Origin of the sequence: Paenibacillus thiaminolyticus (assembly GCF_003591545.1) — a bacterium.
GTDB classification, from domain to species: Bacteria; Bacillota; Bacilli; order Paenibacillales; family Paenibacillaceae; genus Paenibacillus_B; species Paenibacillus_B thiaminolyticus_A.
The window spans coordinates 100349-113288 of record NZ_QYZD01000012.1 but is presented as its reverse complement, the minus strand read 5'-3'; the positions used below and the strand labels follow the sequence as shown (position 1 = coordinate 113288).

Here is a 12940-nt window from a genome sequence, read left to right as displayed (position 1 = left end):
ATCGTTAGGCCGTTCTCGTTCTTGGTTTTTCTTTGGTAAAAATCATCGCAGCCAGACCGATAAACAGCAGAATCATGGCCAGGAAAAAACCGGACCGCATGCTGCCCGTGGTATCCACCAAATACCCCGTAATGTAAGGAGCGAGAATGGAGGAGCTCATTCCGATAAAATTGTAGAGACCGAACGCGGTGCTGTACGCTTCCTTAGGTGCGTTGTCCGCTACAAAGGCAACGAGCACGGGGTCCAGCGCCAGCTTCCCGGTTAAACCGTAGACGATTAAGGCCAACATCATCGCTGCGTCGCTTTGTGTGTACACAACCAGATAGATGGACAGGGCAGCAATTGGCACCAAAGCATAAACCAGGGGTTTCCGTCTTCCGAACTTGTCTGATAAATACCCGAAGAAAAGAGCTCCGGGAATAGACGCCCATGGAACGAGCGAAGAGATGAAGCCGACATCGCTGCCCTGATAGCCTCGCTCGGTCTGCAAATACTGCGGGAGCCAGGTGAGAATCGCGAAAAATCCGTAGAGCGAGCAGAATACCATGATGAACGTGAGCGAAAGGTTGCGGTTCTTGAACAACGAAAACATGGATGTTTTTCGCGTCTCGCCCTTTTTCGTGTCCGCTCCCCGAGCTTCCACATTAAACTTCCGAGGCTTCTCCTTAATCACGAACCAAATCAAGAGAGCGGTGATGATCGTCGGAATGGCCATAATGTAGAACGGGATTCTCCAGTTCAAACCTTTCTCCAGCGTTAACGTGCTGGCTGTAATATAGCCAAGCGAAATGCCGATTGCTTGGCCGCTGTTAATGACCGCCGTTCCAACCGTACGCACTTTTTCGGGAATCGCTTCGGACGACAACGCGTATTGCGGACCGTAATACGTCCCTTCGCCCACCCCGGTGATGATTCGGGCCAGGAGAAGCATGAAGAAGGAATTGGCGATCCCGGTAAAAGCGGTGGCGAGGCCGAACAGAATATAGCCGGGGACAAGAACGTTCTTGCGTCCCAGCCGGTCGCCAAGCGTTCCCGCCGGAATCTGCAAAATCGCATAGGCGAGAAAAAACACACTGTTGATCAAACCGAGTTGCGCATTGTTGATACCGAATTCTTGCGCCAAAATCGGCATGACCGGATTGAGTATGGTACGGTCGGCATACATAAATACCCAGCCGAGCGTAAATACGAGAATAACCTTCCAGTAATAAGGCATTCCAGTCTTTGGAGTCGATTTGAACGGTTTCTCCAATGTTTCTTCCATTTTGCAGTTCCCTCATTTCGTGGAGTCAGTAATCATATCATTTGCAGATACGGGAATGTTATTCTTCCATTGCAGCTCTTCACGGGATTCTCAATCCGAATACTTGAACGAAGCCGGCGCTCTTCTCAGCGCTATGAGAGGAATCATCAATCAATATAAAAACAGCCCGGAACCGACGGCAATAAGCCGAAAGCTCCGGGCTATGTTGGATGTTGTGCTGCAAGCAGCCTCCCGCTGTCTTACTGCTCGGCTGACCATTAGACCGCTTCCGCCTGCAGAGCGGACAGCAGCTTGCCGATATCGGTCGGATTGCCGTTGGCGGCACGGGTCTCTCCCCCCAGCAACACCGCACTCGCGCTTGAGGACCTGCTTGGGCTCCTGTGCATGCGGATGGCAAGGGGACCCGGCGCTCTTGGAGCGAAGGGACGAATTCGCTACGCTTCTTCCGGCAGCATCCGCGATGCCGCTTCCAGCAGCTCCTCGAACAGGTCGTCATCTTCCTCCAGCCTGTCGTCCAACGCCAAGATCTCTTCCTCGCTGCCGGAATCGCCGGCGAAGCTCAGACTGTAATCCCATTCCTTGCCCTTCTTGCTGAACAAGGTCACCTCATAGGCGGACTGGAATCCTTCTGGCTGGAACGTCACATGCCCCAGGTATGAGCCGTCCGCATCCTTCCTCATATCTGCCCGCACAATCGTTACGTTCATGTCTCTCTCCCCTTTGTCGTATCTTTCTCTTCGCGCTCCCTCACGCTGACTGCGGCGCTGCCGTGCCCGATGATCAGCTTGTCCGACATACCGATGAACAACCCGTGATCGACGACGCCGGTAATCCGCTTCAGCCGAAGCTGCAGCTCTTCCGGCTGCTCGATGCATCCGAATGCGCAATCCGCGATGAAGTTGCCATTGTCCGTCACGAACGGGCGCCCTTCCATCTCGCGAAGAACGGGACCGCAGCCGAGCCGGCCGATCTGGCTCATCGTCAGCTCCGCTCCGAACGGGACGATTTCGACCGGAAGCGGGAACCTGCCGAGCCTATCGACGCACTTGCTGTCGTCTACGATGAGAATCAGCTTCCGGCTCGCGGCAGCAACCAGCTTCTCGCGCAGCAGGGCGCCGCCCCCTCCCTTAATCGCATTCAATCGGCCATCGACTTCGTCCGCCCCGTCAATGGTCACATCAAGGCCGATTAGCCTGTCCAGCAGCGGAATCCCGCATTCCCGGGCCAACCGTTCCGTCGCTTCCGAGGTGGCTACCGCTTGGATGCGCAGCCCTTCCGACACCCGGGAGCCGATTGCACGAATCGCCCAGTAGGCCGTGCTGCCGGTGCCGAGTCCGACCGTCATCCCCTCCCGGATGAACTTCACCGCCTCTTCGGCAGCCGCTCGCTTCGCTTCCATCGCTTGACGCCCCTTCCTGTCCGCTGCGCCCTTGCCGCGCTTGCGGCCGGCACAGCCCGCTGCAGATTTTGCTCTCCCCATTATAGAACGAATTCATCCTCGAATGCTATTCCTCGGCCGCCGCGCTCGGCAGACGGGGAGCGAAGGATGGAGAATGCACTTCCCTTTTTATTCCAGAGAGGACGAACTGGATAACATTTCTCCCCATATTATCCATGAATGAAGCGGTTCTATACCTTCTGCCCGTCTTTTCGCGAAGAAAACGGGAACTCTACGAAAATACTCCGTTACAGAAGGCTTGCTTTGAAGTATGAGGTATCATATTCTTGAATAGGATAGTGGTAGAGCAGAAATATTCATAGCATACATTAAAGGAGCCATACGTTGGATGCAGATGTTGAAAGATTTTTTCAAAGGACCGGGCGCGAGAAGGATAGTAACCCTTCTCTTTCTGATTGTCCTGCTATTTTCGGTGAGAAGCATTCTTAATCTTATTTTGCTCATCTTTATTTTAACCTTCCTGATCGACCGGCTTCACACCTTTATCTATTCGCGTCTTCGGAAATATGTCAACATCGATTTCCGCGTGACCGTTATTCTTCTCTATGCGGCGCTTTTATCTATTCTCGGGGCGGGAACGTATAATTTTTTGCCCAAGGTGATCTCCCAGATCAACCAATTGGTCAAAATAATTATCAAGTTCTATAATGAATCAGTTGTCTACAATGACTCGGTTGTTTACGACAACCCATTGATGCGGTACATTATGGAGTCGCTGCAGAACATCGATTTGGCCAGCTACCTGGATCAGGGCTTCGGCTTCCTCGTCAAGTCGATTACCGACATCAGCCAATGGGGAACCCATCTCGTTATCGCGCTCGTGCTGAGTTTATTCTTCAACCTGGACAAAAAGCGAGTTCATGCGTTCACCAACAAATTCAGAGATAGCAAGGTCGGTCCGTTCTATAACGAATTGGAGTACTTCGGCAGAAAGTTCCTCTTCTCCTTCGGGAAAGTGATTGAAGCGCAATTCCTGATCGCGCTCGTCAACAGCATTCTGTCCACGCTGGCCTTGTGGGCTATGGGCTTCCCGTCATTATTCGGATTGGCTATTATGATCTTCGTGCTCGGTCTCATCCCGGTCATGGGCGTTATCATCTCGCTGATTCCGCTCTGCGCGATCGCCTTCAGTGTCGGCGGGCTGAGCAAGGTCGTCATGGTCATCATCATGATTATCGTCGTTCATGCCATTGAATCGTATATTTTGAATCCGAAGCTCATGTCCTCGAAGGTGCATCTGCCGATATTTTATACCTTTGCCATCCTTATCGTATCCGAGCATTTCATGGGTGTATGGGGGCTGCTTCTCGGCATTCCGATCTTCATGTTCCTGCTGGATCTGCTGGAGGTCAACGTGTTCTCCAAGCAGCCGAAGGAGAAGGCGGAGCAGGATCTGGAGAAGACGAAGGCATAAATAACCGGTCCCCGGTCAGACACGCTCTGTCCGGGGATCATTTTTTTCTAGGAAATGAGGCTGCAGCAAGTACAGACTATTCAGAGCGGCAATGTCTCGTTCGTCTCCGAGGATGAGGAAGCCGCGACTTCGCCAGCACATCGAGCAGGGATTCCTGGCGGCCTTGGATATGCCGGTCACGGTCATCCTGCGGACCGCATCGGAGCTGGCACGGCTGATCGCGGATTGCCGTTATGTGGAGGAGCGTCGCGGGACAAGGTGAGCCTGTACATGTCCTTCACGAGGGCTTTGACCATCCAGAGCAGGGAACGCTCATGTCAGGCCACCGCCAGCTTGCTCCGGCGCGCATCCCGGCCCCTGAACCGGCTTAATGCGGACGCCTCCGCAGACAACCGGCCTACCGGAATGTATAGCCTCGATTCCGCATACGAATTGCCGCTGCGCCGGAACTCATAGACGACATTCCGGCCGTCCGGCGGGACGACTTCCGGCAAGGTCAGCCCTTCCTGCTTCCCGCCCAGCCCCTTATGCTTCCCTCTCAGCCTCGCGCCGTCCGCTTCGAACACCCGATAGATTCCTCCCTGATACGAAAGGAACGTGAGCTGCTTCGCTGGTTCCGGGCAGCGCAACGAATGCGCAAAGGGTATGCCTGCAAAAAAGAGGCCGTTCATTCCGAGGCCAATGCTGTACCTATGCGCTTCCGGCGGAAGCAGACCGGAACCGTGCAGGAAGGGCAAGGTCCGGCATACCCGCCGCATCTCTTCCAGCGTCTCGCAGTATTCCCCTACCAGCATAAATGAAGGCAATTGAACGATACGACTAAACAGCATATAAATCCCCCTTCAGCTTCAACATAGCCGGGCCAGTCATTTAAGAAAGCGCGGCCACGAAATTAGTGATAAAGACCTACAAATTCAAGGAGTTAGCAATCCTTTTTTACTATATCGGAATATTTGATCAATACTTTAAGATTATTTATAAAGTTCCAATTATAGGTACTAAAAACTATTTAGCAAAATGACACTCCCCTTACTGAAGAATGAACTCCGAATAGAATTGGTCATCTTGACCGTTCGCCTTGAGCGGGCAGGGTTTTGCGGAACCCGGATAATTTCCGCAGAATGAGGGATAATTTTCTGTATATGACCGTAATCAAGAAATGGTTGTGACAAGGAGCTGTATGAACATGAAGCAACTCATCCGTATCGGGCTCGCCCTCGCTCTGCTGTTTCAGATTCACGCCTGGCCGGCTGCCGCAGACGGACCTGCCTTTCATTTTGGATTCAAGAAAAGCGTGAACGGCCAGCTGCCGTCCATTAACGAGGAAGGGTTCAAGGATATTGTCGATAAGCACGGGGCGGTTTTCCTTGGGGATACGAGCAAAAAAGTGCTGTATCTCACCTTCGATAACGGCTATGAGAACGGGTATACCCCACGCATTCTGGATACGCTGAAGGAAAAGAAAGTGCCGGCCGCTTTCTTCGTAACGGGCCATTATGTGAAGAGCCAACCGGATCTGCTGAAGCGCATGGTCAATGAAGGGCATATCATCGGGAACCATTCCTGGAGCCACCCGGATATGACGACGGTGTCCAACGAACAAATCCGGGAGGAATTGGATAAAGTAAAGTCTGAAGTCACCCGCGTCACCGGCCAAAAGGAAATGGCGTACTTGCGGCCTCCGCGCGGCATTTTCAGCGACCGGACGCTGAAGGTGACCCGCGACATGGGCTACACGAACGTCTTCTGGTCGCTTGCTTACATGGACTGGGATGTGAATGCCCAGAGAGGGGCGCGCCACGCCTATGACAAAGTAACGAGCCAGTTCCATCCGGGAGCAGTCATTCTGCTGCACTCGATCTCGAAGGACAATGCCGAGGCGCTTGGTTCGATCATCGATGCGGCCAAGCAGCAGGGATACGAATTCCTCGGGCTGGATCGGCTTCAGCGCCAGCCGGCCCCGACCCCGGCTCCGGCTCCAGGTCAGCAACCTAAGCCGGGAACATAGGAACCGACCAACGAAGGCCGATGCACTGCCGGTTACACGGGACAGGCATCGGTTTTTCTATGCGGCAGGCCGTGTCCGACGCGGGGCAATCCGGTGTGACGCCTTCTCCTTCCGCCGCTCGAATTCAGGATTGGCGACCTTGTCCAATATTTGATAAGGTAAGGGTGTAGTTCTTGATTGCTCTTATCCTTACGACAGGGAAGGAATGGTAACGATGATTAGAGTAGCGATGATCAGCTTCTGGCACGTGCATGCCAATGATTATGCCAGCCAGGCGGAGGAGCATCCGGATACGGAGATTGTGGCCGTGTGGGACGAGCTTCCCGAACGGGGCCGGAAGGAAGCGGAGGCGCGCGGTATCCCGTTCTACGACTCGCTGGACGAGCTGCTGAAGCAGGACGGCATCGACGCCGTGATCGTGGACACGCCGACCAATCTGCACCGCGATGTGATGGTGAAGGCGGCGGCCGCAGGCAAGCATATTTTCACGGAAAAGGTCGTGGCGGCGACACTCCATGAAGCCAATGAAATCGTGGACGCGGCGAAGAAGGCCGGCATCGTCCTGACCGTCTCGCTCCCGCGGCTGAATGACGGCTACACCGAGGCGATTCAACAGGTGCTGACAGAGGGGCTGCTCGGGAAGCTGACGCTCGTTCGAGTCCGCCTGTCCCATAACGGAGCGATTGCCGGCTGGCTGCCGGAGCATTTTTTCAATGCCGAGCAATGCCAGGGCGGAGCGCTTATTGATCTGGGCTGCCATCCGATGTATTTGACGCGGCTGTTCCTCGGCGAGCCGGAGCGGGTCAGCGCCCACTATGGCTATGTCACCGGCAAGGACGTCGAAGATAATGCCGTCGCCGTCCTCCAATATGATAACGGCGCCCTCGGTCTCGTGGAAGCGGGCTTCGTGAACAGCTGCTCCCCGTTCACTATCGAGCTGCAGGGCACCGATGGAACGCTGCTGTACGGCACGCCGGAGAGCCGGCTGCTCGTGCGCAGCAGCCGCTTGGAAGCCCAGGGCGGCAGCGGCTGGGTCGAGCGCGACATTCCAGCCAACCGTCCAAGCGCCTTCCATCAATGGGTGAGCCATATTCAGCAAGGGACGACCGCCGATGCCAACATACATATGGCCCTCGAGCTGACGCGGTTGATGGAAGCTGCCAATCTGTCGGTCCGGCATAGCCGGCCGATCCGTCTGGACGAGCTTCAGCCCTGATCCGACATTGTCATTTATTTATAACCATCTTATTCACGATGAGGAGGAGAGACGCATGTTGGTCGTTACCAATACGGTACGCATTAAGGCAGGTCACGGCAAGCAGGTTGCCGCACGTCGCAGAGGCGAAGGGCGTGCAGCAAATGCCCGGGTTCATCCGTCTGGAAGTATGGCTGGGCGAAGGCAAGGAAGGCGAAGAAGAACTGAAGGTGTGTACCGTATGGGAGAATGAAGAGGCGTTCCGCGGCTGGACCTCCAGCGACGCCTTCCGCGAATCCCACCGCGGCGGCAGCGAAGCGAAGGAGTATATGCTGGGCGCTTCGTTGAACAAATATGAGATGGTCGTCAGCCATAACGCCTGACGGCGATGTATAATCTGCAATGACGACAGGGCAGTGCGCTTCCGGGCGCCTGCCCTGTTGTGCTTCCCGCCGTTCCGCCGGAGGGCGTCCATCCGCATATATGAGGCTGCTGCCGGATACACATAAGTAGCCGCATATCAGCGAGGAGGTGGACGGATGTCCGTCAAGAAGAGATATGCCCTCTATGCTTCAGCGCTGCTGCTCGCCGCCATCGGCTACGCCTGGAAAAGCGCCGCCGTGTTCGAACCGGTCACCCGCGCGGAGCTGGGGACTGTCCAGGCGCAGATCGAGCTGGCGGCGAGCCCGGCGGCGGTCCTGAAGCGGAATGAGCTGCAGATTGCGCTTCAGGCTGCGGATGGAGCGCCTGTCCGCGATGCCCGGATCGCAGTTGAGCTCGTCATGCCCGATATGCTCTGCGGCACGTACCAGGTGAAGCTGGAGCAGACGGAGCCGGGCCTCTACACGGGCGAAGCGGTTCCGCTCATGCCGGGAACCTGGCAGGCCGAAGCGTCGTTCGAGCTGGATGGCGGAACGTTCACGGCCGTGCACCGGTTCGAGGCGGTGCGCTAAGAATGCGCTCTTGCTCCGTCTCGGTGCACGGCCGTTCGGCTGCGGGGCGACCGGTATGCTCCCGCTTACCACAGCCACGGATGGAGCGCCGGAATCCAGCCGTTCGCGGACAGCCCGCGCATAATGCACAGGACGCCGATCACGGCTGCCACGATCTGCCCGGCCTTCACCAGCCGGGCGCGAATGGTGCGCTCAATCGCGGCCGCGAACAAGCCGACGGCCAGGAGGGACGGGAAGGTCGCAAGGCCGAAGACGGCCATAATCATTCCGCCTCCGAGAGCGCTGCCGCTGGCCGCCGCGTTGATCTGCATCGCGTAGGTCAAGCCGCACGGGATAAAGCCGAACAGCAGCCCGCTCGCCAGTACGGCCCGGAGATCCCCGCTTCCCCGCAGCCGCTCCATCCAGCGGCGGACGAACGGAATCCGGGCCGGGCTTATCCGCTCCAAGGGCAGCGCCACGCGGCGGTACGCCCACAGCAGGATGAGCAGGCCGCCCAGCATACTGGCCAAGCCCTGCAGCCCCGCCCAGCTTCCCGTCAATTCGAGGAAGCTTCCGGCGGCTCCCATCGCCGCTCCCATCGCGGTATAGGTCAACACCCGCCCCGCATTATAGGCGAGCACCGCCGCCAAGGCCGATCTCTTCGCATTCCAGGCGAAGTTCATCACGATGCCGCCGCACATTCCGATGCAATGCGGTGCGCTCAGCAAGCCGGTGGCGGCAACCAGCCAGAGGCTCTCTCCGCTCACGAGACCGCCCCCTTGCGCCGGCCCGAGCGCTGCAGACGCAAGGCGTTGCCGACGACGGAGACCGAGCTGAGCGCCATCGCCGTTCCGGCCATCCACGGCTCGAGCCAGCCCATGACCGCAAAAGGAATGGCGATGACATTATAGACGAGAGCGAAAGATAGGTTTTGGCGAATATTGGCCATCGTCCGGCGGCTAATATGGATTGCCTCCGGAATGGCGCGCAGGTCGCCGCGCAATAGATGGATGTCCGCGGCTTCGCCGGCAATATCGCTCCCCTGCCCCATCGCGATGCCGATATCGGAGGCGGCCAGCGCGGGCGCGTCATTGATGCCGTCTCCCACCATCGTCACCGTCCTTCCTTCCCGCTGCAGCCGGCTCACCCATTCGACCTTCTCCTGCGGCAGCACTCCAGCGGTGATTTGCCCGATCCCGGCCTCTCTCGCTATCGCCTCGGCCGTCATGCGCTGATCGCCGGTCACCATCATCACCTCCAGGCCAAGCCGCTTCATCTGCCGCACCGCCTCGGCCGAGGTTGGACGCAGCGAATCGCGGATGGCGAGCAAGCCGGCAAGCCGGTTATCGACCGCCATGCCGATGACCGTCTTCCCTTCCCGCTCCAGCTCCGCGATGACGCCTGCATCCGCGTAATTGGCCTGAATCCCCTGCGGCTTCAGCCTGGCGTAAGCGCTGAGGAAGAGGCGCTTCCCTTCGACCTCCGCCCGAATGCCGCAGCCGGGAATCATGGAGAAGCGCTTCGCCTCGGGCACGATCAGCTGCTGCCGTTCGGCCGCGGCCGCGATCGCGCGCGAGATCGGATGCTCCGAGGGCTGCTCGGCAGCGGCCGCCCAGCGAAGCAGACTCCGTGCCGAATGTCCCCCCAGCGGAAGGATATCGGTCAGCTCCGGCCTCCCCTCGGTCAATGTGCCCGTCTTGTCCAGCAGCACGACATCCGTCTGTTGGAGCTGTTCCATGAAGCGGCCTTCCTTGAACAGAATTCCCCGCTGGGCTGCCCGTCCGGAGCCGACCAGAATCGAGATCGGAGTCGCCAGCCCGATGGCGCACGGACAGGCAATGACAAGCACCGAGACCGCACACCCGAGCGCATGGCCGAAGTCGCCGGGCTGGCAGAGCGCATACCAGGCGGCGAACGTAAGGCCGGCAATCGCGACGACCACCGGGACGAAGTAGCTCGCGATCGTGTCCGCGAGGCGCTGAATCGGCGGCTTCGAATATTGGGCGTCCTCCATCAGGCGAATTAACTGCGCCACCGTGGAATCGGAACCGATCCGCCGCGCTTCCACGGTAAGGATCCCGTTCAAGTTCATCGTCCCGCTCATCACCTGTGCCCCGGCGCTCTTGTCGGCTGGCATTCCCTCCCCGGTCATCATCGACTCGTCGACCGCCGAATGCCCGCGCACGATGACCCCATCCACCGGAATCCGCTCCCCGGGGCGAATGACGACCTGATCGCCGCCCCGCATCTCCTCTATCGGAATCCGTGTCTCCCGCTGCATCCGAATAACATGGACATAGTCCGCCTGCATCTCCTGAAGGCCGCGCATCGCGTGCATCGTGCGTTGGCGGGCCATCCCTTCAAGCAGCTTGCCTAACAGCACGACCGTAATGATCATGGATCCGGTCTCGAAATAGAGCGGGATATGCTGTCCTTCGGCAGCAGGAGACTGGATCGCCTTCATGGCCAAGTAATGGCTGTAGAAATAGGCTGAGGAGGTGCCGAGCGCCACCAGCACATCCATGTTCGCTCCCCGGTTCCGCAGCGCGTGGAACGCGCCGAAGTAGAACGGCATGCCGATGATGAACTGCACCGGCGTAGCCAAGGCCAGCTGGAACCAGGGCTGGAAGAACAATTTCGGAATCCATACCGATGAGGTGAGCGAGTAGTGGGAGAACATCGTCCAGAGCAGGGGCAGCGTGAGCAGAGCCGAAGCGATGAAGCGGAGCCACAGCCCCTTCACGTCCGTGCCAAGATAGGAGCCCGCATCCGTATCCTTCCGAATGCCGAAGCCAAGCTGCTCGACTCGGTCCTCGACTTGCCGCAGCTGCAGCCGGGCCGGATCCAGCTGGACCGAAGCCCGTCCGACAGCGAAATTGACGGATACTCCGCCGGTCCCCTCCATTCGCCGCAAAGCCTTTTCGATTCGAACCGCACAGGCGGCGCAGTTCATGCCCGTAATATGCAGCGTATGCCGACTCCATGTGGCGGAGGAAGGATTCGCCAACGAGTTCACCCCATTCCCTATGTACAGTACATTGTCCCATTACTAGAACCTATGCACGTCCCGTCCAAAATAGGATGGCCCGAAGGTGCTATCCGCGAACTTCTGCCTTGTTGAATCCGGTCACATCGGAAAAGGCGGCGGCGTAGCGGTTCAGAGCGCTAACCGGGGAGCTTGAGCCGGACCATGCCAAAGAAGCCGGTCAGTCTGACCGGCTTCCGCGAGTGATATGAGGTTGATGCAATCTTAGGCAAGCAAGCGGAATGCATGCGCTATCGGCGCCGGGCCAGCCGCCGCCGCTTCCGGCAGCCGGATGGCAATGCCTTCCGCCGTGCGGGTAAATTCAAGTGCGCCGTCCGTGCCGAGCAATTCGACAGCCGATACCGGCTCGGTATACGGCAGGAATACTTCCGGCTCGACCGCCGCCTTCTCGTTCGGATACAAGTAGAATCCGTACGCGGTATCCCCTTTGCGGGTAAATGCGGTCCGGCCCGTGAAATAGGGAGCGCAAATGCGCGTGCCGTATACGGCTTCCCCGTTCACCTTCAGCCAGGCGCCAAGCTCCTTCATCGAGCGAATCGCTCCTTCCGGAAGCCGGCCGTCCGGCTGCGGTCCGACGTTCAACGCAAGATTGCCGCCTTTGGCCACGACCTCCAGCAAGATGTGCACCAGTTGCCGCCCCGTCTTGTATTTGTCCTCATACCGGAAGGAGAACGACGTGCCGAGCGTTATGCAGCTCTCCCACGGCACCGTCATCGGTCCGGACGGAATCGTCTGCTCCGGCGTAATAATATTTTCGTAAGGCCCCCCGATCGTGCGGTCAGCGGACAGCAGCCACGGCTGGTGCTGGCGGGCGCGTTCGACCACCTCGCCGAGGCGGATATCCTGCCCTCTCGCCCCTTCATAGACCCAGCCTGCATCCAGCCACAGCACATCGATGCGGCCGTAGCGGGTCAGCAGCTCCATAATCTGATCATGCGTGAACTTCACGAATTGCTCCCACAGCCAAGGATGTTCCTGCGGATGGTAAGAAGGCCCCCGCGATGTCGCCGTCCCGCGCTCCATTCCCGGCGCCCAATAATATGGAGAGTGCCAGTCGGCCTTCGAGAAATAGGCCGCTACGGCCATTCCTTTTTCCCGGAAGGCGTCGAACAAATGCTTGCAAATATCCGCCTTCGGGTGCAGGTGGAACGGTGTGTCCGGTCCCGTAATCCGGTAGTCCGTCGTATGGGTGTCCCACATGCAGAAGCCGTCATGATGCTTCGTCGTGAAGAGAAGATATTTGAATCCGTTATCCGCAGCCAGCTCCGCCCACAGTTCCGGCTGGAACCGGATCGGGTTGAAGGTTTTGTTCAAATCGAAATATTGGCGCTTCAGCTCTTCGCTATCCACATCCCAATCGATGCCGTCGCGCGACCAGTCCGCATCGGCGTCACTGAGCGCCCATGATTCTACGATCCCCAATTGGGAATAAGGGCCCCAGTGCATCATGAAGCCAAGCTTCTGATCCTGGAACCACTCCAGACGCTCCAGCAGCAGCGGATCGGTCGGCTTCACCCACTCCTCTTCCGCGCTGAAATTGTGCACGCCCTGCTGCACGACTTGCTCTTCGTGTTCTTCATTCAGCGTATCTTGCAGTTGTCCAGCCTGTTCACTCATTTGTC

Annotated in this window: 12 protein-coding genes and 1 pseudogene; 6 read left to right on the top strand and 7 right to left on the bottom strand. The window is 57.9% G+C overall.

The window, feature by feature from the left end:
• Positions 1 to 4: 4 nt before the first annotated feature.
• From DQX05_RS14835 to rpiA, 3 genes are all read right to left on the bottom strand, one after another.
• Complete coding sequence (locus tag DQX05_RS14835) at positions 5 to 1264, bottom strand: MFS transporter (RefSeq protein ID WP_119794344.1); 1260 nt, start codon at positions 1262 to 1264, stop codon at positions 5 to 7.
• Positions 1265 to 1698: 434 nt separating this feature from the next.
• Positions 1699 to 1971, bottom strand: coding sequence for a hypothetical protein (locus tag DQX05_RS14830; RefSeq protein ID WP_119794343.1), 273 nt, complete (start codon positions 1969 to 1971; stop codon positions 1699 to 1701).
• The gene (gene rpiA / locus DQX05_RS14825; RefSeq protein WP_119794397.1) at positions 1968 to 2663 is read right to left on the bottom strand and encodes a ribose-5-phosphate isomerase RpiA; all 696 of its coding nucleotides are present in this window, start codon (positions 2661 to 2663) and stop codon (positions 1968 to 1970) included. The genes DQX05_RS14830 and rpiA overlap by 4 nt, the downstream gene beginning before the upstream one ends.
• A gap of 388 nt (positions 2664 to 3051) precedes the next feature.
• Between rpiA and DQX05_RS14820 the strand changes: the two genes are divergently transcribed.
• Together DQX05_RS14820 and DQX05_RS30320 are read left to right on the top strand one after the other, a co-directional pair.
• Positions 3052 to 4137: an AI-2E family transporter gene (locus DQX05_RS14820; protein WP_119794342.1), complete on the top strand. Its 1086-nt coding sequence runs from the start codon at positions 3052 to 3054 to the stop codon at positions 4135 to 4137.
• 112 nt (positions 4138 to 4249) lie between these two features.
• Positions 4250 to 4399 (top strand): DUF1697 domain-containing protein, encoded by a 150-nt coding sequence (locus DQX05_RS30320; RefSeq protein WP_147385190.1) that lies wholly within the window; start codon positions 4250 to 4252, stop codon positions 4397 to 4399.
• Between the two features lie 55 nt (positions 4400 to 4454).
• Here the strand turns inward: DQX05_RS30320 and DQX05_RS14815 are convergent, their stop codons facing one another.
• A complete protein-coding gene (locus tag DQX05_RS14815; RefSeq protein ID WP_119794341.1) occupies positions 4455 to 4967 on the bottom strand; it encodes a hypothetical protein in 513 nt (170 codons plus the stop codon).
• A gap of 356 nt (positions 4968 to 5323) precedes the next feature.
• Between DQX05_RS14815 and pdaA the strand changes: the two genes are divergently transcribed.
• The 4 genes and pseudogenes from pdaA to DQX05_RS14795 all read left to right on the top strand — a co-directional run bounded on the left by pdaA (position 5324) and on the right by DQX05_RS14795 (position 8293).
• Positions 5324 to 6145: a delta-lactam-biosynthetic de-N-acetylase gene (gene pdaA / locus DQX05_RS14810; RefSeq protein ID WP_119794340.1), complete on the top strand. Its 822-nt coding sequence runs from the start codon at positions 5324 to 5326 to the stop codon at positions 6143 to 6145.
• Positions 6146 to 6359: 214 nt separating this feature from the next.
• The gene (locus DQX05_RS14805; RefSeq protein WP_119794339.1) at positions 6360 to 7361 is read left to right on the top strand and encodes a Gfo/Idh/MocA family protein; all 1002 of its coding nucleotides are present in this window, start codon (positions 6360 to 6362) and stop codon (positions 7359 to 7361) included.
• Between the two features lie 55 nt (positions 7362 to 7416).
• Positions 7417 to 7723 (top strand): annotated as a pseudogene (locus tag DQX05_RS14800) (antibiotic biosynthesis monooxygenase).
• Between the two features lie 156 nt (positions 7724 to 7879).
• A complete protein-coding gene (locus DQX05_RS14795; RefSeq protein WP_119794338.1) occupies positions 7880 to 8293 on the top strand; it encodes a FixH family protein in 414 nt (137 codons plus the stop codon).
• A gap of 65 nt (positions 8294 to 8358) precedes the next feature.
• Here DQX05_RS14795 and DQX05_RS14790 read toward each other — a convergent pair whose 3' ends face one another.
• The 3 genes from DQX05_RS14790 to DQX05_RS14780 form a co-directional block, all read right to left on the bottom strand.
• Positions 8359 to 9039: a sulfite exporter TauE/SafE family protein gene (locus tag DQX05_RS14790; RefSeq protein WP_119794337.1), complete on the bottom strand. Its 681-nt coding sequence runs from the start codon at positions 9037 to 9039 to the stop codon at positions 8359 to 8361.
• Positions 9036 to 11288: a heavy metal translocating P-type ATPase gene (locus DQX05_RS14785; protein ID WP_310735669.1), complete on the bottom strand. Its 2253-nt coding sequence runs from the start codon at positions 11286 to 11288 to the stop codon at positions 9036 to 9038. The genes DQX05_RS14790 and DQX05_RS14785 overlap by 4 nt, the downstream gene beginning before the upstream one ends.
• 234 nt (positions 11289 to 11522) lie before the next feature.
• Positions 11523 to 12935 carry an alpha-L-fucosidase gene (locus DQX05_RS14780; RefSeq protein WP_119794335.1) on the bottom strand — a complete coding sequence of 471 codons (1413 nt, stop codon included), beginning with the start codon at positions 12933 to 12935 and terminating at the stop codon, positions 11523 to 11525.
• Positions 12936 to 12940: the final 5 nt, after the last annotated feature.

Coding starts and splice junctions, on each gene's coding strand:
- rpiA (WP_119794397.1), bottom strand. CDS start 2,663: ATGGAAGCGAAGCGAGCGGCTGCCGAAGAGGCGGTGAAGTTCATCCGG.
- DQX05_RS14820 (WP_119794342.1), top strand. CDS start 3,052: ATGCAGATGTTGAAAGATTTTTTCAAAGGACCGGGCGCGAGAAGGATA.
- DQX05_RS14805 (WP_119794339.1), top strand. CDS start 6,360: ATGATTAGAGTAGCGATGATCAGCTTCTGGCACGTGCATGCCAATGAT.
- DQX05_RS14780 (WP_119794335.1), bottom strand. CDS start 12,935: ATGAGTGAACAGGCTGGACAACTGCAAGATACGCTGAATGAAGAACAC.
- pdaA (WP_119794340.1), top strand. CDS start 5,324: ATGAAGCAACTCATCCGTATCGGGCTCGCCCTCGCTCTGCTGTTTCAG.
- DQX05_RS14830 (WP_119794343.1), bottom strand. CDS start 1,971: ATGAACGTAACGATTGTGCGGGCAGATATGAGGAAGGATGCGGACGGC.
- DQX05_RS14815 (WP_119794341.1), bottom strand. CDS start 4,967: ATGCTGTTTAGTCGTATCGTTCAATTGCCTTCATTTATGCTGGTAGGG.
- DQX05_RS14835 (WP_119794344.1), bottom strand. CDS start 1,264: ATGGAAGAAACATTGGAGAAACCGTTCAAATCGACTCCAAAGACTGGA.
- DQX05_RS14795 (WP_119794338.1), top strand. CDS start 7,880: ATGTCCGTCAAGAAGAGATATGCCCTCTATGCTTCAGCGCTGCTGCTC.
- DQX05_RS30320 (WP_147385190.1), top strand. CDS start 4,250: ATGAGGAAGCCGCGACTTCGCCAGCACATCGAGCAGGGATTCCTGGCG.